Origin of the sequence: Candidatus Pantoea deserta (genome assembly GCF_003813865.1) — a bacterium.
Classification (GTDB): domain Bacteria; phylum Pseudomonadota; class Gammaproteobacteria; order Enterobacterales; family Enterobacteriaceae; genus Pantoea; species Pantoea deserta.
This window is the reverse complement of the sequence record NZ_RMVG01000010.1, coordinates 155,595-175,723: the sequence shown is the minus strand read 5'-3', so window position 1 is coordinate 175,723 and position 20,129 is coordinate 155,595. Positions and strand designations below refer to the sequence as shown.

Annotated in this window: 19 protein-coding genes; 4 read left to right on the top strand and 15 right to left on the bottom strand. The window is 58.6% G+C overall.

Features of this window, described 5'->3' with window-relative positions; translation table 11 throughout:
- Positions 1-211 precede the first annotated feature (211 nt).
- Positions 212-2,380: an ornithine decarboxylase gene (locus BBB56_RS14205; RefSeq protein WP_123801590.1), complete on the bottom strand. Its 2,169-nt coding sequence runs from the start codon at positions 2,378-2,380 to the stop codon at positions 212-214.
- Positions 2,381-2,942: 562 nt separating this feature from the next.
- Between BBB56_RS14205 and acuI the strand changes: the two genes are divergently transcribed.
- On the top strand, positions 2,943-3,926 hold the full coding sequence (acuI, locus tag BBB56_RS14200) for an acrylyl-CoA reductase (NADPH) (protein WP_123801589.1): 984 nt from the start codon (positions 2,943-2,945) through the stop codon (positions 3,924-3,926).
- On the opposite strand, the gene BBB56_RS14195 is transcribed toward acuI, so the two are convergent.
- From BBB56_RS14195 to BBB56_RS14170, 6 genes are all read right to left on the bottom strand, one after another.
- A complete protein-coding gene (locus tag BBB56_RS14195; protein WP_123801588.1) occupies positions 3,923-4,432 on the bottom strand; it encodes a CinA family protein in 510 nt (169 codons plus the stop codon). The genes acuI and BBB56_RS14195 overlap by 4 nt on opposite strands.
- A gap of 95 nt (positions 4,433-4,527) precedes the next feature.
- Positions 4,528-5,304 carry a heme ABC transporter ATP-binding protein gene (locus tag BBB56_RS14190; protein WP_123801587.1) on the bottom strand — a complete coding sequence of 259 codons (777 nt, stop codon included), beginning with the start codon at positions 5,302-5,304 and terminating at the stop codon, positions 4,528-4,530.
- On the bottom strand, positions 5,304-6,302 hold the full coding sequence (locus tag BBB56_RS14185) for a FecCD family ABC transporter permease (protein WP_123801586.1): 999 nt from the start codon (positions 6,300-6,302) through the stop codon (positions 5,304-5,306). Before BBB56_RS14185 ends, BBB56_RS14190 begins: the two co-directional genes overlap by 1 nt.
- A complete protein-coding gene (locus BBB56_RS14180; protein ID WP_123801585.1) occupies positions 6,295-7,116 on the bottom strand; it encodes a heme/hemin ABC transporter substrate-binding protein in 822 nt (273 codons plus the stop codon). Before BBB56_RS14180 ends, BBB56_RS14185 begins: the two co-directional genes overlap by 8 nt.
- Positions 7,113-8,144, bottom strand: coding sequence for a hemin-degrading factor (locus BBB56_RS14175; RefSeq protein ID WP_123801584.1), 1,032 nt, complete (start codon positions 8,142-8,144; stop codon positions 7,113-7,115). The genes BBB56_RS14180 and BBB56_RS14175 overlap by 4 nt, the downstream gene beginning before the upstream one ends.
- Positions 8,145-8,198: 54 nt before the next feature.
- Positions 8,199-10,550 (bottom strand): TonB-dependent receptor domain-containing protein, encoded by a 2,352-nt coding sequence (locus BBB56_RS14170; RefSeq protein ID WP_123801583.1) that lies wholly within the window; start codon positions 10,548-10,550, stop codon positions 8,199-8,201.
- 243 nt (positions 10,551-10,793) lie between these two features.
- On the opposite strand from BBB56_RS14170, the gene BBB56_RS14165 reads away from it, so the two are divergent.
- Positions 10,794-11,090 (top strand): Rdx family protein, encoded by a 297-nt coding sequence (locus BBB56_RS14165; RefSeq protein ID WP_123801582.1) that lies wholly within the window; start codon positions 10,794-10,796, stop codon positions 11,088-11,090.
- A gap of 93 nt (positions 11,091-11,183) precedes the next feature.
- Here the strand turns inward: BBB56_RS14165 and BBB56_RS14160 are convergent, their stop codons facing one another.
- The 7 genes from BBB56_RS14160 to BBB56_RS14130 form a co-directional block, all read right to left on the bottom strand.
- Entirely contained in the window at positions 11,184-11,720 is a 537-nt protein-coding gene (locus BBB56_RS14160) for a PadR family transcriptional regulator (RefSeq protein WP_233593040.1), read from the bottom strand.
- An 84-nt stretch (positions 11,721-11,804) separates the two neighbouring features.
- The gene (locus BBB56_RS14155) at positions 11,805-12,593 is read right to left on the bottom strand and encodes a siderophore-interacting protein (protein WP_123801581.1); all 789 of its coding nucleotides are present in this window, start codon (positions 12,591-12,593) and stop codon (positions 11,805-11,807) included.
- 227 nt (positions 12,594-12,820) lie between these two features.
- Positions 12,821-13,024 (bottom strand): hypothetical protein, encoded by a 204-nt coding sequence (locus tag BBB56_RS14150; protein ID WP_123801580.1) that lies wholly within the window; start codon positions 13,022-13,024, stop codon positions 12,821-12,823.
- Between the two features lie 182 nt (positions 13,025-13,206).
- Complete coding sequence (locus tag BBB56_RS14145; protein ID WP_123801602.1) at positions 13,207-14,073, bottom strand: helix-turn-helix domain-containing protein; 867 nt, start codon at positions 14,071-14,073, stop codon at positions 13,207-13,209.
- A 343-nt stretch (positions 14,074-14,416) separates the two neighbouring features.
- Complete coding sequence (locus tag BBB56_RS14140) at positions 14,417-14,584, bottom strand: DUF2474 domain-containing protein (protein WP_123801579.1); 168 nt, start codon at positions 14,582-14,584, stop codon at positions 14,417-14,419.
- Between the two features lies 1 nt (position 14,585).
- The gene (gene cydB, locus BBB56_RS14135; protein WP_123801578.1) at positions 14,586-15,590 is read right to left on the bottom strand and encodes a cytochrome d ubiquinol oxidase subunit II; all 1,005 of its coding nucleotides are present in this window, start codon (positions 15,588-15,590) and stop codon (positions 14,586-14,588) included.
- Between the two features lies 1 nt (position 15,591).
- Positions 15,592-17,016, bottom strand: coding sequence for a cytochrome ubiquinol oxidase subunit I (locus BBB56_RS14130; RefSeq protein WP_123801577.1), 1,425 nt, complete (start codon positions 17,014-17,016; stop codon positions 15,592-15,594).
- Between the two features lie 769 nt (positions 17,017-17,785).
- Between BBB56_RS14130 and yghX the strand changes: the two genes are divergently transcribed.
- Positions 17,786-18,673: a YghX family hydrolase gene (gene yghX, locus BBB56_RS14125; RefSeq protein ID WP_123801576.1), complete on the top strand. Its 888-nt coding sequence runs from the start codon at positions 17,786-17,788 to the stop codon at positions 18,671-18,673.
- Between the two features lie 33 nt (positions 18,674-18,706).
- Here yghX and BBB56_RS14120 read toward each other — a convergent pair whose 3' ends face one another.
- Entirely contained in the window at positions 18,707-19,078 is a 372-nt protein-coding gene (locus BBB56_RS14120; protein WP_123801575.1) for a winged helix-turn-helix transcriptional regulator, read from the bottom strand.
- A 104-nt stretch (positions 19,079-19,182) separates the two neighbouring features.
- Between BBB56_RS14120 and BBB56_RS14115 the strand changes: the two genes are divergently transcribed.
- Positions 19,183-20,037 carry an SDR family oxidoreductase gene (locus tag BBB56_RS14115; RefSeq protein WP_123801574.1) on the top strand — a complete coding sequence of 285 codons (855 nt, stop codon included), beginning with the start codon at positions 19,183-19,185 and terminating at the stop codon, positions 20,035-20,037.
- The last annotated feature ends 92 nt before the right edge of the window (positions 20,038-20,129 follow it).

Sequence of the window (20,129 nt, the reverse complement as noted above, 5' to 3'; positions counted from 1 at the left end):
GATGGGCTGGCCCGGAGCGCGGGTGCAGGGCCGGCGCTTACCGGCCCTGCTCGGTCGCCCGCAGCGGGCGAAATGAAACTGCTACGCTGTCCGGCGAACGAAACCTGCGCCAGAGCCGCCTGCGCAGCAGGCAATCAACGAAACTCGCTCAGCGCCGCCTGCGCAGCAGGCAAACAACGAAACCTGCTCGGCGCCGCCTGCGCAACAGCCCCTACCGCCCGGCCAGGCGGCCCTCCACCATCATATTCGCCACCAGCTGTTTACGCCCCTTCCCGTCATCCTCGGTATAGACGCCCTGCAACTCCGGTGAGAAGCCCGGCAGCTGATTCACGCCCTCTTCCAGCGCCAGGAAGTAGCGCTGCACCGCCCCGCCCCACACTTCGCCCGGCACCACGCAGAGCACGCCAGGAGGATAGGGCAGCGCCCCTTCGGCGGCAATGCGTCCTTCGGCTTTAGCAATCGGCACCAGCTCAACCTCGCCGCGAATATAAGCCTGATGCGCATCCTGCGGATTTACCTTCACCGCCGGAAAACTCTGCTGGCGGAACATGGCTTTCTGCAAATCCTTCACGTCGAAACTGACATAAAGATCGTGCATCTCCTGACACAGCTGACGCAGGGTATAGCCTTTATAGCGCGCCTGATTTTTGCGATAGATGGTCGGCAACACTTCCGCCAGCGGCGCATCCTCTCTGACATGCTGTTCGAACTGCGCCAGCATCGCCACCAGATGGGCCATCTTCTCCGGGCTTTCCGCAGGCGTCAGCAGAAACAGAATCGAGTTGAGATCGCACTTCTCCGGCACAATGCCGTTTTCGCGCAAATAGTTGGCCAGAATGGTGGCAGGAATGCCGAAGTCGGCGTATTCGCCGCTCGCCGCGTCGATGCCCGGCGTAGTCAGCAGCAGCTTGCAGGGATCGACCAGATACTGATCCTGCGCATAACCGGCAAAGCCGTGCCATTTCGCCGCTGGCTCGAAGCTAAAATAGCGGCTGTCGCTGGCGATGGCTTCCGTCGGCGCATCCTGCCAGCGCCGCCCGTTTACCTGCTCCGGCACAAATGGCAGGATCATCTCGCAGCGGTCAAGAATCGCCTTACGCGCCTCAATGCCGAGCGTGACGCACGACTGCCACAACCGGCGCCCCGCTTCCCCCTGATGCATTTTGGCGTTGACATCCAGCGCCGCAAACAGCGGATAGAACGGGCTGGTCGAGGCGTGCAGCATAAAGGCGTTATTCAGCCGCTTGTGCGGGCAAAAGCGCTTCTGACCACGAATATGGTTATCTTTTTTATGGATCTGCGAGGTTTGTGAAAAGCCCGCCAGCTGCTTATGCACCGACTGGGTGACGAAAATCCCCGGATCCTGATCGGTCAGGGTCAGGGTCAGCGGAGAAGTGCCCTCCATCACCGGAATAAACTGCTCATAGCCAAGCCATGCGGAGTCAAACAGGATGTAGTCGCACAGGTGGCCGATGCGGTCCACCACCTGTCGCGCGTTATAAACCGTTCCGTCATAGGTGCCAAGCTGGATAATCGCCAGGCGGAACGGCCTGGCTTCCTCAGCGCGCTGCGGCGCTACCTGTTTGATCTGCTCGCGCAGCCAGGCCTCGTCAAAGCAGTGAGCGTCAATGCCGCCGATAAAGCCAAAGGGGTTACGCGCAGCTTCCAGATAAACCGGCGTCGCGCCGGCCTGAATCAGCGCGCCATGATGGTTCGACTTATGATTATTGCGGTCGAACAGCACCAGATCGCCGCGCGTCAGCAGCGCGTTGGTCACCACCTTATTGGCGCTGGAGGTGCCGTTAAGTACAAAGTAGGTTTTGTCTGCGTTAAAAACTTTGGCCGCAAACTTCTGCGCATCTTTAGCCGAACCTTCATGGATCAGCAGATCGCCCAGCTTTACGTCGGCGTTGCACATATCGGAACGAAAAACGTTTTCGCCATAAAATTCAAAAAACTGACGCCCTGCCGGATGCTTGTTGAAAAACGCGCCTCCCTGGTGTCCAGGGCAGGCGAACGTGCTGTTCTGCATATCGACGTAGCGCGTCAGGGTATCGAAAAACGGCGGCAGCAGGTTCGCTTCATACTCTGCGGCGGCCGCTTCCAGCGCCGCCCACTCTTCCGCCGAACCGTTCAGCTCGCCGGTCACCCCAGGCAGATGCATGACCTCCTCTTCAAAGGCATTGGCGACAAATACCGGCAGATTAAAGCCGGTATGGCGCAACAGCGCCAGCACGCCGCTGCGCGTATCGGACAGTGATAACACCACCGCCGCCACGTCAGTAAAGTCGGTATTATCCAGCGTCACTACGTCACGCCCGGTGTTCAGAGTAAGGCCTGGAGCCACAGCAGCGCTGGCGGCAATTTTCAGTGGTGTCATAACACAAATCCCCAACGGTGAAGGATGAGTGGGTGCCAGAGGCACGGCAATAGGGAAATTCCCCGGCGAATAACGTCAGACAGCAGCGGAACAGAAAAGGAAACCGCTCCCGATAGACATCAGTAAAGCCAGATCGCGTCTGTCTTTACGCATGCCCAACAGCGAACGTTTAGCTGGCCTCACCGCATGGCGAGAGAGAAAGGCTTAGCAAAGAGAGGTGAGGAGATCGCTTTGCACAGGGGACAGCGCAAGCGGAGGCAAGTGCGGGTTTGCATTGTTCCGGCCATCGCGGCGTCCTCAGAGAAAAGGGAAAACAGGCGCAATGATGTCATCTTTTTGCCGAGGGAACAACCGGCGCAGCAGTAAATAAATCATCAAAAATTAAAAATGCAAGCGACTGATAAATAATGATATATTAAAAATACGCAGTTAAAAAACGCTTATTTATCGGTAAGTTATGCGAAATTATGCACTTGCCGTTTTACGGTTTTTCCGCCTGCTACCCCTTCTCGCCACAGAAGAGTAGACTGACCCGCATATTTTCCTGTCTGCCGGAGGCTGCATGTTTACCGCATTAGTCATTGAAAATGATGAGCAAGGCTACCGCACCACGCTGAAAAACCTGAACGAATCCCAGCTGCCCGATCACGACGTCACCCTTGACGTCACTTACTCCACGCTGAACTACAAAGACGCGCTCGCCATCTGCAATAAAGGCCCGATTGTGCGCCAGTTCCCGATGGTGCCGGGCATCGATTTTGTAGGCCGCGTCACCGCCAGCCGTCATCCTGAATGGCAGCTGGATGACGTGGCGCTGCTGACCGGCTGGGGCGTCGGCGAAAAACAGTGGGGTGGCCTGGCGCAGAAGGCAAGCGTCTCCGGCGACTGGCTGGTTGAGGTGCCCGCCACGCTCAGCCCGCTGCAAACCATGGCGATCGGCACGGCGGGATTCACCGCGATGCTGTGCGTTATGGCGCTGGAAAAACAGGGCATAACGCCGGAGCGTGGGCCGGTACTGGTGACCGGGGCCAGCGGCGGCGTAGGCAGCTTCAGCGTCAGCTTACTGGCGCGCCTGGGCTTTGAGGTCATCGCCGCCAGCGGACGCGCCAGCGACGAAGGCTATCTGATCGACACGCTGGGCGCGCGTTCAGTGATCGATCGCAGCGAGCTGTCCCAGCCCGGCAAACCGCTGGCTAAAGAGCGCTGGGCAGCGGCGATCGACAGCGTCGGCAGCCATACGTTGAGCAACGTGCTGGCGGCGACCCAGCGTGACGGCGTGGTTGCCGCCTGCGGCATGGCTCAGGGTCTGGATCTGCCCGCCAGCGTGGCGCCCTTTATTCTGCGCGGCGTGACGCTGGCGGGCGTCGACAGCGTGATGTGTCCGAAACCGCTGCGCCAGCAGGCATGGCAGCGTCTTGGCGAACTGCTCAACGGCGATACCCTGACCAAACTCACCACGCTGATCCCGCTTAGCGAAGCGAAACAGGGCGCGCAGGATCTGCTGGACGGCAAGGTGCGCGGCCGCCTGATCGTTGACTGCCGTTAAGTGTTTTGATGCAGGGCCGCGTCGCGCAGCAGTACGCCGAGGCGCTCCAGCGCAAACTGCGCGCCCTGCTCCATCACCGATTTGGGTTCGCCCTCAAAACGGCGCATCTCCGCAATAACGCTGCCGTCCGGCAGCGTCCAGCCAAACCAGATAGTGCCTGCCGGCGTGCCATCTTCGCCGCCGTCTGGCCCGGCATAGCCGGTAATCGCCAGGCTGACCGGCTCGCCGGAGCGTTCACGCGCGCCCACTGCCATTTCACGCGCGGTCTGCTCGCTCACGGCGGTATGCTGTTCCAGCGTCTCTGACCGCACGCCCAGCAGCTGGGTTTTCGCATTGTCGCTATAGGTGACGAAGCCGCTGGTATAGAAGTTGCCGCTGTTTTCCACTGCCGCCAGCGTCATGCTGATCAAACCTGCGGTGCAGGATTCGGCGGTGGCTAAGCGCCAGTCGCAAGAGAGAAGACGCTCGCCAAGCTGTTCAGCGGCCTGATTTAACGCATCGTTCATATTTTGCTTCCCTGTTGATTGATTCAGGATACAAAGTATGGCTGAAAATCGGCGCGCCGCTAAGGCTAACTCTATGAAAAGTAACCCAAACGGCATCAGGCGCGCAGCTGTATAACCGGTCTGTCGCTCTCGTGGCGCGAAGCAACACGCAGATCTGCCTGATACCAGCGCGTCAGCGTCGCCTCGGTCATCACCTCCTGCGGCGATCCCTGCGCCACCAGCCTGCCCTGATGCAGCAGCAGAATGCGATCCGCCCAGAGCGCAGCCAGATTCAGATCGTGCAGTACGGCGCAGACGCTGAAATCATGCTGCCGCGACAGGCGATGCAGCAGGCGCAGCGTCTGCTGCTGCCAGAAAAGATCGAGCGCCGACGTTGGCTCATCAAGAAAAAGCCAGCCGCGCGGCGCCCCGTTCTGCCATAGCTGAGCCAGCACGCGCGCCAGCTGTACACGCTGCTGCTCACCGCCGGAGAGCTGGCGATAGTCGCGCCCGGCCAGCTCGTCACAGCCGGCTAGCGCCATCGTCTGTTGGACGATGCCGTTTGCGTCAGCGCTGGGCCAGGGCGCGCGGCCCATCGCCACCACCGCTTCCACTGGCAAGGAGAAGGTAACGGGATTTTGCTGACGCATCACCGCGCGCCGCTGTGCCAGCCGCTCGCGCGGCCATTCGTCTAACGGGCGATTGCCCAGCCTGCATTCGCCATGGTCCGGCGTCAGAAAGCCGGTCAGCAGACGCAGCAGCGTTGATTTGCCTGCGCCGTTAGGACCAATCAGCGCCACCATCTCGCCCGGCTTTAACGTCAGATCCAGCGTGTCGATTAGCAGGCGACCGCCCTGAGAATAGCGCAGGCTATGCGCCTCTAACTGCTCCATTACTCCACTCCTCGCTGCTGACGCAGGATCAGCCAGAGAAACCAGGGGCCGCCCAGCAGGCTGGTCAACAGTCCGACCGGCATCTCTGCAGGCACCACTACCGTGCGCGCCAGCGTATCCGCGAGCAGCAGCAGGATCGCGCCCGCCAGCGCCGATCCGGGCAGCATCCAGCGATGATCGCTGCCCAGACAGAAGCGCATCACATGCGGCACCACTAAACCGACGAAGCCGATAATGCCGCTGACCGATACCGCCGCGCCGACCAGCAGCGCGCTCAGCGCCAGCAGCTGCCGCTGGGTGCGCCGCACGTCGAGACCCATATAGTGGGCATCCTCTTCGCCGAGCTGTAGCAGGTTGAGATGGCGCGCGCGCAGCTGCGTCAGCAGTAGCGCCGGCAGCATAAAAACGGCGCACACTGTCAGCATCGGCCACTGCGCCTGGCTCAGACTGCCCATGCCCCACAGTGACAGCTGGCGTAACTGCTGATCGTTGCTCAGCCAGGAAAGCACGCCCACCGCCGCGCCGCACAGCGCATTGATAGCAATGCCCACCAGCAGCAGCCGCGCCAGATTGCCCTGCGCCAGACGGCTGAAGCTAAAGATCAGCGCCATTACCGCCAGGCTGCCAAGAAACGCCGCCAGGGTTGGCAGCCAGAGCGCCAGCAGCGGCGGCAACGTCAGCGGCAGGAGCACAGCAATCGCTACCGCCAGTCCCGCGCCGCTGCTGATCCCAAGCAGGCCCGGATCGGCAAGCGGGTTGCGAAACAATCCCTGCATCACCGCGCCGGAAACCGCCAGCGCCATGCCGGTCAGCACCGCCAGCAGCACGCGCGGCAGACGGATATCGAGCCAAATCCGCCAGACCATATCGCTAAACGGCGCCTGCCACAGCGCGCGCGGCGACAGCGTCATGGCGCCGAGATTCGCCGCCAGCGCCATCGCCGCCAGCATGCTAATCAGCATCAGCGCCAGCCAGCGCAGGGCGACGGGATTACTCATGCCGCGCCGCTTCCGCCGCTTTGCGCAGCTTAACGATGGCACCAGGCGTATCCAGGCCAAAGCCCAGCAGCGCCATCTCATCTATTACCAGCAGGTTTTTATGCTGACCGGCGGGCGTCAGCGCCAGGCCCGGTAATTGCCATACTTTCTCTTCATCGCCCAGCGTTTTTAGCCCGTCGTCGCCGATCACCACCAGATCCGGCGCGGCGGCAATGATGCCCTCCTGCGACAGCGGCTGATAGTGCGGCACAGCCGCCATCGCGTTAACCAGGCCCGCGCTGCGGATTGCGCCGTCGGCAGCGGTATCGCTGCCTGCCGCCAGCGACTTCATGCCGCTGTGCGTCATGATAAACAGCACCCTCACCGGCAGCGGCCTTTTTGGCAGCGCCGCCAGCGTTTTGCTGACCTGCTCAGTCAGCGCCTTTGCCTCTTCCTCACGATGCAGCGCCTTGCCGATGGCGGCGATCTTCTGTGGAATAGCCTCAAGGCTGTTCTCGCCGGTCACTTCCACGACCTTAACGCCGGCCTGAGCGACCTGTTGCAGCGCCAGTGACGGTTTCGCCAGCTCGCTGCTCAGCACCAGCGTCGGCTTCAGCGCCAGAATTCCTTCGGCATTGAGCTGGCGCATATAGCCGATGTCCGGCAGCTTCTTCGCCAGCGCCGGATGCTGGCTGGTGCTGTCGCGCGCCACCAGCGCCTGCTGTCCGCCCAGCGCATAGACGATCTGCGTGACGTCGCCGCCAATAGAGACAACGCGATCCGCCGCCAGCGACGGTAGCGCCAGCAGCAGTAGCCAGGGGATCAGGCGTTTCATGCCGCCTCTCCCGCCGCGCTCAGCGACATAACCTGTTCGCGCCAGCGCGCCTGCTCTGGCGCGCCTTCGCTGCGCTGGCCGTAAAGCTGGGCGATCTGCGTGCCGTCGGCGGCAAACAGCTCCAGGCTGGTAACAAAACCGTCACTGCCCGGCTTGCGCGTTACCCAGCTCTCATGGATTTGGTCGGCCATCAGGTGCAGCGTAAAGCGCGGATTGAAAATGTTGAGCCAGTTCTCTACTGGTGCCACCTCTTCCACCGCGCCGGTAAAGATCTGCGTACAGCCGCGATTGCCGACGAAAATCATGATTTCATTGCCGTCCTGATGCGCCAGCGCCAGCAGTCGCGCCAGCGCGTCGTTATCGACGCGCCACGCCAGATCGTCGCCCGCCGCGCGAAAGGCCTGCGGCCGTGAAACGTTATGCCGCTTCAGCAGGCCGAAGAACTGGTGCACGTCGGTCATGGCGCGCCACTCGCTGTCGATAGCCGCGGCGTCAACATGGCGGGTAAAGCTGGCGTCAGGGACGGCCTCGACGCTTAGCGCGGCGGGCGCGTTATCAATAAAGCGCGAGATTAACCTTTGCCAGGCGTTCATATCGCTGTTTTCAGTCGCGTAGATTTTCAGCACCGCATCGCCGTGACGATCGAAGATCTGAATGCTCTGCCGCTCGCCGCGCGCGCTCTGCTCGCGGAGAAAGAACGCGCTGCGCCACTGGCCGATGAAGATGCGTAAATCGAGCGCGCGCGGGTTTAGCACCAGCCCTGCGTGATCGCCCAGCGACACATTTTGGTAGCAGCCGAGGTGCTCGTGCACCGCATAGTCATTGCGGGTGATATTTTTCGTTTCACCCACTGCTTCCAGCGCCAGCAGCAGTTCGCGAAACTGGGTTTTCAGACGCTGCGCATCCTGACCCACGCGCGCGTCGCACAGCGCGGCTTCGCTGATCCCCATCAGCGCCGCCAGGTCGCGGGCATACTTTTTCGGATGGTCGCCTTTCAGCGTCTGGTAGTGTTGAAAAAATGGATTCATTGCGCATTGCTCCCGTAAGCAAGTGCCCTGCGCCAGCGCAGGGCGGACGAGTGATTAGAAATCGACGTTAACACCCAGCTGATACGTGCGGCCCGGCATCACCGCCAGCGCCACATCATTACGATCCTGCGCGGTATCGCTGGTCAGCTCGCGGCTGCTGGTGTAGTCCCAGTATTTGCGGTCGGTCAGGTTATAGATCCCGCCGCTCAGCCTGACGTTTTTCGCCACCTGCCAGTAGGCGGTCGCATCCACCATGCCATACCCCGGAATGCGCATATACTCGCTGGTAGCGTCAGTGAGCGCCGTACCGCTGTTGGAATAACTCTCGCGGTTGGTCTCGGTGGCGCGTTTACCCTTGACGAAGGTGGCGGTGACGGCGGCGCCATAGCCGCGCTGCCTGTCATCCCACGCCAGGCCGACAATCGCCTTTAGCGGCGCGACGCTGTCCAGGTCGACATACTTATCGCCGGAATAGCTCGACTTCGACTTCCCTTCGTTATAGCCCAGCGCAAAAGTCGCGCTCAGCCCGTCAACCTGCTGGAACCAGGTGCCGAAATCCACTTTGGTAGCCAGCTCTGCGCCATAGATATAGGCCTTGTCGCGGTTTTCCGCCTGATAGGTGGTGTAGATATTGCCCGGCACGTTAACGAATTTGTCAGGATTACCGGCGCGCGTATAGCGCGTATAAGCAATAAAGTTTTTGTACTGGTTGTAGAACAGCGAAGTATTTACCGTCACGCCTGCCGCTACCTGACCTTTCAGGCCCCACTCAAAATTATTGCTGGTTTCGGTATCCAGATCGGCATTGCCGATCAGCGCATACTGGGCGCGGCCCGCGTAGCTGGAGCCAAGGTTCCAGGAGCCGTACAGCTGGCTGGCGTTCGGGAACTCGACGCCGCGTTTGTATTGCAGATAAGTGATGAGCGCAGGCGACAGCTCATACTGTAAGGTCAGCGACGGCAGCACTTCGGTATCGCTGTTGCCGTCGCCGTACAGCGTTTCCAGCTGCTCTTCAGTCAGCACGCTGCTGCCGGTGGTGAGATCGGACAAATTTCGCGGTTTGGTGTTCTGGTACATCACGCGCACGCCGGGGATCACCGCAAAGTTATGGCTGTCGAGATCAACGTTAATTTTGTCCTGCACATAACCGGCGACGGTGTAGCTGCGGCTGTCGGCCTGCGGCTGCATGATCACGCTGTACTGACTCGGCGCTGGCGACTGGCGGAACGGACGCTCGGTATTTTCCGTATGGGCGTTGATACCCGCGCTCAGCTCATGGCGGCCCACGATTTTCGTCGCGCGGGTGTCAAAGCCGAGGCTGCTGGTGTTGTAATCCGAATAGACCCTTTCGTATGCGCTGGCGCTGGCCGGCATAAAGGTATTGTCGTGCGATTCGGTTTTTTGCCAGTAGAGACGCGTGGTCAGGGTATCCAGCAGATCGTTATACGGCGTCCATTCGTCCGCCAGGCTAACGCCGAAGCGACGCGTATCGCTCTGCTGCTGCGAGGTGCCCCAGATGGTGTTGCCTGAGGTGTCCCAGCCGTCGTAGTGGGTATGACTGGTTTTATGGTAGTAGTCGAAGGTGGCGCTTAGTTTGTGCAGATCGTTGGGCTGCCAGATGCCGGAGGTCATAAAGGCGTCAGAGTGCCAGTTAGCCGGATACGCATCTTTTACGCCGCTATTATTTTCGGTTTCCTGCCCGTCGCGACGGCTGTAAACAAACAGACCGCGCAGCTCATCGTCGCCGGCCGCCGCCGTAATGCCGTTGTGCCAGCTGCGGTTTGATGAGTCATAGTTGCTCTGATAGCCAAAGTAAGTGGTTTTGCCGCTGCTCAGGTAGTCGTCGGCGCTTTTGTTATGGAAGGAGACGTTGCCGCCGATAGAGGCATTAGGCTGGTCAACCGCCGTGGCGCCCTTTTCAATCTCAACGCTGCCGAACATGTAGGGATCGATATAGTCGCCGCGCCCGATGCCGAAGGTGTTGTTGCCCACGCGGCTAACGTAGGGACGGCCGGTCGCGTCCGGCAGCGGAATACCGTCAACGTCCAGCCCGACACGGTTGCTCTCCAGGCCGCGAATGTTATAGCCGCTATAGCCTGCGCGGTCGAAGCCGCTTTTACCTGATGAGGAGCCGCCCGCCGAACCGGTGGCGCTGATTAACGGTTCGTAGCGCATAATCGAACCGAAATCATTCGCTCCACGCTGCTGTAACTCACTCGCGGAAATCGTGGTTTTACTTCCCGCTTTGGGCTTCGGCGCGGTGACGGTCATCACCGTATCGCTGGCGCGCTGTTCTGCGGAAAGCGTATCGCTGGCGGCATAACCGCAGGCTGCATGAATGGAAGAGGCCAGCAGCGCATATTTAAACAGCCGCTGTTGGGTTAATCCCTGAAACATTGAGGACATAAGCGCAAATACCTTATTGATTGTTAGTATTTGCTCACTTATTTGCTGTCAGTAGCTAAATAGCGGTTTCGCACATAAAAACCGTAAAATAAAACAGGGTTATTGTTATAAATTATTTCGGCTGGAATTTAATGCAAGTGGTAATCATTATCAACTGGCTTTACACTAAGATGTATCTTACACCGCACAATTTGTTAACCTGCGCGGTATCGGATTTTTTCAGGACCGCTAAGGAAAACTGCTATGAGTGAAAAACCCTCTGTCACGATTCACTACTGCACCCAGTGTAACTGGCTGCTGCGCGCCGCCTGGATGGCACAGGAACTGCTGCACACCTTCGCCAGCGATCTGGAGGCGGTGACGCTTAAGCCCGGAACCGGCGGAGTTTTCGTGATAACCATAGGTAATGAGACCATCTGGGAGCGCAAGCGCGACGGCGGCTTTCCTGACGCGGCGGCGCTAAAGCAGCGCGTACGCGACGTCTGCTTTCCGGATCGTTCGCTGGGTCATCTGGATAAGAAGAAAACAGAGCAAGGTTAACAACCTCAGCGAGCGCAGATAAGCCGCCCGCTGAAGGCTGTTTGCATTTCTTTCGCAGGAGGCGGCGCGTTAAGGCTGGCGTGAACGACTGCCTTAACTATTGGCTATCTTCTCCGCTGCGCTATTCAGCGCGTCGACGATCTGCTCCAGCGCTTCAGTGGAGATATTCTCCTGCGACAGGCGACTATTCAGCGCGGTGCGCATACGATAAATGGCCTGATCGACATCGGGGATGCTGCGGTTATTCACCAGAACCGCCAGCGAAGCGAGCCGCTCTGTCAGGTGCTGAATATGCGCCTGCTGCTCTGCCAGCAGCGCGCGCCCCGCCTCATTCAGCGTATAGGCTTTACGCGACGCCTGCGCATCGACCACGCGGATAGCATCCATCTCTTCTAACAGCGTCAGGTTGGGATAAATAATGCCGGGGCTGGGCGAGTACTCCCCTTTAGAGAGTTCTTCTATGGACTTGATCAGCTCATAGCCGTGCGCGTCGTTTTGCGCGAGGAAGTGCAGCATTAACAGGCGGATGTCGCTGGCATCCAGCATCTTTTCGCGACGTTTACGGCGACCGCCGCATCCTCCGCGCGGAGCGGGATCCTGGTGACACGAAAAAGCCGGGTCCTGTTTCATTGCCTGCCTGAAGGGAGTATTTACGGGAGGGTGATAGTAGTCCGCCGCCTGGTAAAATTCAACCTGGGCGGCGGGGACGGCCTGTCAGGCGTGCCAGTAAGCCACGGTGCGCACAAAGGCGGCATCCAGACCACGACGCCCGATAAAGTAGTCGCTGAGCGCTTTGACAAAGTCACCTTCACCAGTCAGCCAGATAAAATAGTCATCCTGCGGCACGGCAAGCTTATCCAGCGCGGCGATCAGCGCGTCGAGGTTATCCGCCTGCATCGTGCCGCTGCCGAGCCAGTGGGCATTGACTCCGGTGAGTTCCGGCAGGTAGCCGCGTCCGGTCGCCTCATCGACACAGGCAAACAGATGCAGCTCCTGCGCCTCGGCAGCCGCCTGGCGACGCTTAAACGCGGGCAGGCCGGTTTCATCGCAGACGTAGAGCTGAAAAGCGTAATCGGTCGGAACCACCAGCGAGCCGCGCGGACCGCCTACCACCAGCCGATCTCCCTCTTTCGCCTGCTGCGCCCAGCCGCTGGCGACGCCGCCGTCGTGAATATAGAAATCGAGCGTCAGCGACGATTCGCCGTCAAACGCCAGCGGCGTGTAGTCACGCGCGGGCGGACGCACGCCGTCCGGCCAGACGATGCCTTCGTCGGTCATCTGCGGCAGCTGAAGCGTCGCGCCGCTGCTCTGGGGGAAAAATACTTTGATATGGTCATCAAAACCCGGCGAGGTAAAACCGGCCAGATCGCTGCCGTGAAAGGTAATGCGCCAGAATTGTCCGGCAATCAGCGTCTTGCTGGCGACGGTAATATGGCGAAAACGCAGTTCGTTGCGCACGCGCTGTGGCGCACGGCTTTTAGACAGAGGGCTATCAGGATGCATGAGTTCTCCTTTTACACAGCCGGTACGCATGACCAGCTACGGACATCAGGACGCGAGAAGTCAGAAATGATTCTCATTTAAGGCGGTCAGATTACTCATGATATATCTTATGCGCAAGGATGGATTGTGCTATTTGCGCGCAGCAGAAAGGGTGCGCAGGCCTGGCCTGCGCGCGCAGAAGAGAAAAAGTCATCAGAAACGGCGCCCGTATCAGGCGCGCGCGGGGATCAGGCGTTGTCGTCCCAGGCGCTGGGCGTGAAGTGCTGCTGCGACTGCTGCGGCAGCGCGTTATCGCCCAGAATTTCATGCTGGGCTGGCTGGGCATGCGGATGCAGACCTTCAGGCGGCGTAAAAGGTTCAGCCATCTGTGCGCTGGCAACAAGCGGCAAAGCAGAAAGCGCCGTAACAAGGAACAGCGTTGAAAGTTTCATAGTTTTCGTCGTTTATGTCTGGTTCGGAAAGAACCCGAAAGGCAGATGAATATCCAGTTCGGAACGCCTTACGCACAATTTCCGCATGGCATCCCGGTTAAGGCAGGAATTTTACGCCAGATATGGCCTTTATTTTATAAAATCGTGCGGTTTGTCACGCTTAACCGCACGAAAAGATGATTTCAGCCCAGCGTAACGGGAATAGAAAAAACGCCTCTCAGCGCATCCGGCGTTGAGGCTTTCATATCGAGCCGCAGCAGATCTTTTCCCTGGCGACGCGCCACGCCCAGCGCGGGCAGATGCACATAGTAAAGGTCGGCAATAAAACGCGTCAGCTGCTCTGGCGCGCCCTGCCAGGGAATGGTCGCGTACAGGCCGCGAGCCGAGGTCCAGTTAACAATATGCGATCCCATAATATCGGCGTGCTGACTCTCCAGCGCCTGGAACAGGCTGATATGTTGCTGCTCCGCTGCCGAGTGGCCGGGACCATACTGAAAGCCCAGCCAGCCGCGATCGACATGCTGGCCGGCGAAGCGGACAAACTGACGCGCCTGCTGCGCGACGGTCTCCGCATGATCATGCACGTAGCCGCCGAATTCGCACTCCCACTCCGTCACTTCCCCGCGCAGTTGCAGCTCATCGCGCTCAACCAGCTGTGCCTGCATCATTTCGCCCTGAACGGAAATCGGCCCGTGGAAGCTTTTAAGCTGAAGTTCCGGCACGCGACGAAAGGCGCCCGGCGTCAGCGCAAAGTGATTCTTAAACACGCGGGTGAAGTTTTGCTGGTTATCAAAACCAAAGCGCACCGCGATGTCAATCAGCGGCATGCGCGTCAGACGCAGCGCCATGGCCGACATGGTCAGACGGCGCTTGCGGGTATAGGCCGCCAGCGTCTGGCCGGTCATCTCTTTGAACATGCGCTGCATGTGCCATTTGGAGTAGCCGGATTTCAGGGTAATCAGATCGATATTAAGATCGTCGGTCAGATTCGCCTCAATCCACTCCACCAGATCGCTGATGTACTGTTTTTTTACGTTCAGGCTGAGCATTTCGGTGAGGGTCGTAAAAAGTATTGCGAGATTAGTCACATAATTATAACAAGAACGTCTTATGCATGTAAGGAAAGGTAAAGGAAGCGTAGGCAAAGCGGCATTAAAAAGGCATTTAATGCTTAGTCTGATAAGTAAAAAGGCTGGCGGAGCCAGCCTTCAGGCGCAGAAGCGGAAAGTGCAGCGGCAAAGCGGCGTTACGTCGCTCTGCCCGCCTGGCCCGCGCGGTACGCGCCTCTTTGCGAAGAGGCCTCCGTGAGCGGACCGCGTTTCCTTTTATCGCGGGATGGCTGCGCGTCACGCCATCCCGCCCCTGCGCGGACTTCTTTACCCCATTGAAGCCTTAGTGGCTTCGCATGCCCGCCGCGGTCATCATCATGCGGAACAGCGTTGCCACGACACCGAGCGCCAGCACGCTTGCTCCATAGATCACCACCAGCCACAGAATGCGCTTCCACCACGGGGCCTTAGGTTGATTGTGGTTTTTCACGCTGCCAGTCTCGGTTTGCATATCAATGGTATCCTTCGTCTGCTTTGATTTTTCCGCGGAACACGTAGTAACTCCAGAAGGTGTAGCCGAGGATCATCGGAATAATTAACAAACTGCCCACCAGCATAAAGGCCTGACTAATCGCCGGAGACGCGGCCTGCCAGATAGTCACTGACGGCGGAATAATGTTCGGCCACACGCTGATGCCCAGGCCGGAGAAGCCGAGGAAAATCAGCGCCAGCGTCAGCAGGAACGGCGAATAGTGCGCCTCACGCTTAATGGCGCGCACGATGCCCCACGAGCAGAGCAGCACCAGCACCGGAACCGGCAGGAACCAGTAGAGATTCGGGCGGGTAAACCAGCGCTGCGCGATCGCGTCATGGGTGAACGGCGTCCACAGGCTGATAATGCCCACCACCACCAGCAGCGCAATCACCAGCGGCGTCGCCAGCGCAGACATCTTACGATGCAGCTCATGTTCGGTTTTCATGATCAGCCAGGTGCAGCCCAGCAGCGCATAGGCGATAACCAGGCCCACGCCGCAGAACAGCGGGAACGGCGCCAGCCAGTCCATCGCGGAGCCGCTGAAGTGGCGGCCCGTGACCTGAATACCGTCAAGCATAGCGCCAACCGCAACGCCCTGGCTAAAGGTGGCCAGAATGGAGCCCGCGACGAAGGATTTATCCCAGAATGCGCGGTGTGATTCAGTTGCCTTAAAGCGGAACTCGAAGGCGACGCCGCGGAAAATCAGGCCGATCAGCATCGCCGTCAGCGGAATAGAGAGCGCATCGGCAATCACCGAGTACGCCAGCGGGAATGCGCCATACAGCCCCGCCCCGCCCAGCACCAGCCAGGTTTCGTTGCCGTCCCAAACCGGCGCGACGGTGTTAACCATCATGTCGCGCTCGGTCGCGTCTTTATTAAAAGGAAACAGCAGACCGATACCGAGATCGAAGCCATCCATCACGATATACATCAGGGTGGCGAAAACGATAATCGCGAACCAGATAATGGAAAAATCGATCATCTTATTTTCCCTCCTGTGGATCGTTCAGACTTTCAGGGGCCGCAGAGAGCGGACGAGCAGGCGTTTTGCCGTGGCCGGGACCACCGTGGCGGACATCTTTGCCTTCGCCGGTAAGCGGGCCTTTCTTAATCAAACGCACCATATAGATGTAACCTACGCCAAACACCGCCGAGTAGACCGCAATAAAGGCCAGCAGGCTGATGCTCATATGCAGATCACCATGACCTGATACCGCATCGATGGTGCGCTGCACGCCGTAAACCACCCACGGCTGACGACCGATTTCCGTGGTGAACCAGCCCGCCAGCAGCGCGATCAGACCTGAAGGTCCCATCAGCAGGGCGAACCACAGGAACGGACGCGACTCATAGAGACGTCCTTTATAACGCAGCCACAGGCTGACCACGCCGAGGGTAATCATCAGCAGGCCCATCGCCACCATCACGCGGAACGACCAGAAAATAATCAGCGAGTTAGGACGATCTTCTTTCGGGAAGGTCTTCAGTGCCGGAACCTGTTTATCCAGACTGTGCGTCAGGATCAGGCTGCCGAGGTAAGGAATTTCCAGCGCATACTTCGTGCGCTCCTGCTCCATATCCGGAATACCGAACAGGATCAGCGGCGTCGCTTCGCCCGGCGGGTTTTCCCAGTGGCCTTCAATCGCCGCAATCTTCGCAGGCTGATGCTCAAGGGTATTCAGGCCGTGCGCATCGCCGATCATCGCCTGAATGGGCGCCACGATCAGCGCCATCCACAGCGCCATAGAGAACATCTTGCGCACCGCCGGATTATCGTTGCCGCGCAGCAGATGCCATGCCGCCGACGCGCCCACAAAGAAGGCGCTGGAAAGGAAGGCGGCGACCGACATATGGAACAGGCGATAGGGGAAGGACGGGTTAAAGATGATTTTCAGCCAGTCTTCCGGCACCACGATGCCGTTCTCAATCAAGTAGCCCTGCGGCGTATGCATCCAGCTGTTAGAGGCGAGGATCCAGAAAGTCGAGATCAGCGTGCCCAGCGCCACCATACAGGTAGCGAAAAAGTGCAGGCCCGGACCAACGCGGTTCCAGCCGAACAGCATTACGCCGAGGAAACCCGCTTCCAGGAAGAAGGCGGTCAGCACTTCATAGGTAAGCAACGGCCCGGTAATACTGCCTGCGAACTGTGAAAAGCCGCTCCAGTTAGTCCCGAACTGATAAGCCATCACCAGACCGGACACCACGCCCATACCAAAGTTAACGGCAAAGACTTTGGACCAGAAGTGATAGAGATCGCGGTAGGTCTCGTTACGGCTTTTTAGCCACATACCTTCCAGCACTGCCAGGAAACTGGCGAGGCCGATGGTAATGGCGGGAAAGAGTATGTGAAAGGAGACAGTAAAAGCGAACTGTATCCTGGCCAGATGAAAGGCGTCTAATCCGAACATTGCTTACCTCGTTGCCACATATAACACCATATGTTTACTTATAATTAACAACTAAAGCACAGCGTTAATATTTACGCTGCGCTTAAGCCGGTTGCTGACACGAATTTATAAGAACTCGCGTCAGACAAACAGAAACAGTGGGGGATGCAAAAACTATAACAGTCTTTTTTGATTTTGGTCATTGTTTTTGTCCGCAATCATCTATTTAAGCGCCTGACTTTAGGTTAATTCACAGGCCTTAATGTGACATTATTGTTATTTGTTGTTGCGCGCCAGCGAAGGGATGAGAAGGAAGCGATGCTGCGCTTTTTTTAGTGCGCAACGCCCTGTTTTGGCGAATTATTTTAGCTAAACCCTGAATAAAAAAGCGGTCATTGGTGAACTTTATCGCCGCGCTTAATGAATATAAATTAAGTATTTAGCGCCTAAGAAATCCTTTTTAAGGCGTTACGTTTAAAAAAGTCATTTTCGAAGGCCGCGTCTTAATCCGACATTGCGCCGCGCTTAATTAGCGCGCCTTCCGGACATGAAATAAAGTTGTTAATAAGCGTTAAACATAACGGCACGGTAATAATGCATTTAGCGCGCAGGTTTCTCTGAAGACATATTGCGCAGCCGTCCCCCTTCTTTTTTCTCGTCTCTCGGCAAGCCTATCTTCCCCTGGTCCTGCCAGACCGGACCGCGTTAACAGATTGCGGCATCGGGTTTGCCAGTCGCCGCCACCTGTGCTCTGTTAAAGCCTCTGGCTAATCTGCGTTAAGGAATCCCTATGGCACGTCTGACGGCACACGATTTTCCCCAGGAGCTGCTCGAACTCTATGACTATTACGCGCACGGCAGGATCAGTAAGCGGGAATTTATCTCGATGGCCGGTAAGCTGGCGATTGGCGGTATGACCGGCGCAACGCTGCTCAGCCTGATGAGTCCCGACTACGCGCTCGCGCAGCAGGTCGAATTTACCGATCCCGCCATTAAACCGGAATATATTCACTACCCTTCCCCACAGGGGCACGGCGAGGTGCGCGGCTATCTGGTGCGTCCGACCCAAATGCAGGGTAAAACTTCTGCCGTGGTGGTGGTGCATGAGAATCGCGGTCTCAATCCCTATATCGAAGATGTAGCGCGCCGCGTGGCGAAAGCGGGCTATATCGCGCTGGCGCCGGACGGGCTGAGTTCGCTGGGCGGCTATCCCGGCAATGACGACGAAGGTCGCGCGATGCAGGCGAAAGTCGATCCCGTCAGGCTAATGAACGACTTTTTCGCGGCGGTTGATTTCCTGAAGACGCATCCAGAGAGCAGCGGCAAAGTCGGCATCACCGGCTTCTGCTACGGCGGCGGCGTCTCAAACGCCGCAGCAGTGGCCTTCCCGGAACTGGCCTGCGCAGTGCCCTTTTACGGGCGTCAGCCCAAAGCAGAAGATGTGGCGCGCATTAAGGCTCCTCTGCTGCTGCACTATGCGGAGCTGGATACCAACATTAACGCCGGCTGGCCCGCTTTTGAGGCAGCGCTGAAAGAGCAGCAAAAGGTGTATCAGGCCTGGATTTACCCTGGGGTGAATCACGGTTTTCACAACGACTCCACGCCGCGCTACGACCGCGCGGCGGCTGAACTCGCCTGGGGACGGACGCTGGAGTGGTTTAAGCGCTACCTTTCCTGAGCCTCGTGCGCGCCTTCTGCCGACGGCGCGCTGTCAGGCTTTTTCACGCTGCGCCAGAATACGGTTAACGTTGAGTTCCAGCCAGTCCGCCAGCCCGACCACCTGCCCTTCCACTTCGCGGCCCAGCGGAGTCAGACGGTACTCGACGTGCGGGGGGACGACGTTCCAGGCGATGCGCTCGACAAAGCCATCTTCTTCCATATGGCGCAGCGTCTGGGCCAGCATGCGTTCGCTGACGCCGCCTACGGCGCGGCGCAGCTCGCTGAAGCGCAGGGTGTGATTGCGCAACGCCAGAAAGATCAGCACGCTCCAGCGGCTGGTGACGCGTTTTAATATCTCCCGCGACGGGCAGTTAACATTAAGCAGTTCGCCGCGCCTGAATTTTTCACTTATCTTTTCAGACATTTATCTCTTTTTTCCCAAACTAACAAAGCTGTAAGTACTTACTAAAAGTTAGCTTATCCCGTAGTCTGGCTTTCAACAAGGTTAACCACAAAAGGAGAATGAAAATGATTGCAGTAACAGGCGCGACGGGCCAGCTGGGCCGTCTGGTGATTGAAGCTTTACTGAAAAAAGTTCCGGCAGAACGGATTATCGCCGCCGTTCGATCTCCGGAAAAAGCCGCCGATCTGGCCGCGAAAGGCATCACGGTGCGCAAAGCGGACTACAGCCAGCCGGATACGCTGCTCTCAGCCTTTGGCGGCGTTGAAAAGCTACTGCTGATTTCCGGCAGCGAAGTCGGCCAGCGTGAAGCCCAGCATCAGGCGGTCATTAATGCGGCCAAATCAGCGGGGGTGAGGTTTATTGCCTATACCAGCCTGCTGCACGCCGACAGCTCTCCGCTCGGCCTTGGCGTAGAGCATCGCGCCACCGAGGCGCAGCTGGAGGCGTCAGGCATCCCCTATGCGCTGCTGCGTAACGGCTGGTACACCGAGAACTACGCGGCCAGCATTGCGCCTGCCCTGACGCATCACGCCTTTATCGGCGCCGCAGGCGAAGGGCGTATCGCTTCCGCCGCGCGTCGGGACTATGCCGAAGCGGCGGCAGAAGTGATCAGCCGTGACGATCAGGCGGGCAAGATTTATGAGCTGGCAGGCGATGACAGCTACACGCTGGCTGAATTTGCCGCAGAAATTGCGCGCCAGTCCGGCGAGCAGGTGGAGTACGTTAACCTTGCTGAAGCTGAATTTGCCGCCGCGCTGAAAGGCGCCGGTCTGCCGGACGGTCTGGCCGAGATGCTGGCGGACTCGGACAAGGGCGCATCCCAGGGCGGCCTGTTTGATGACTCCCACAGCCTGAGCAGGCTGACGGGACGCGCCACTACGCCTTATCAGGAGGTCATCAAGGCGACGCTGGCAAAATAAGCCTGCGCGACACAGCACAGCGAGCGTAGGCTTGCGCTCACTCCTCAGGATACATTGCCCGGCGAAGCGCGCCGGAAGCTGATACTGACCGC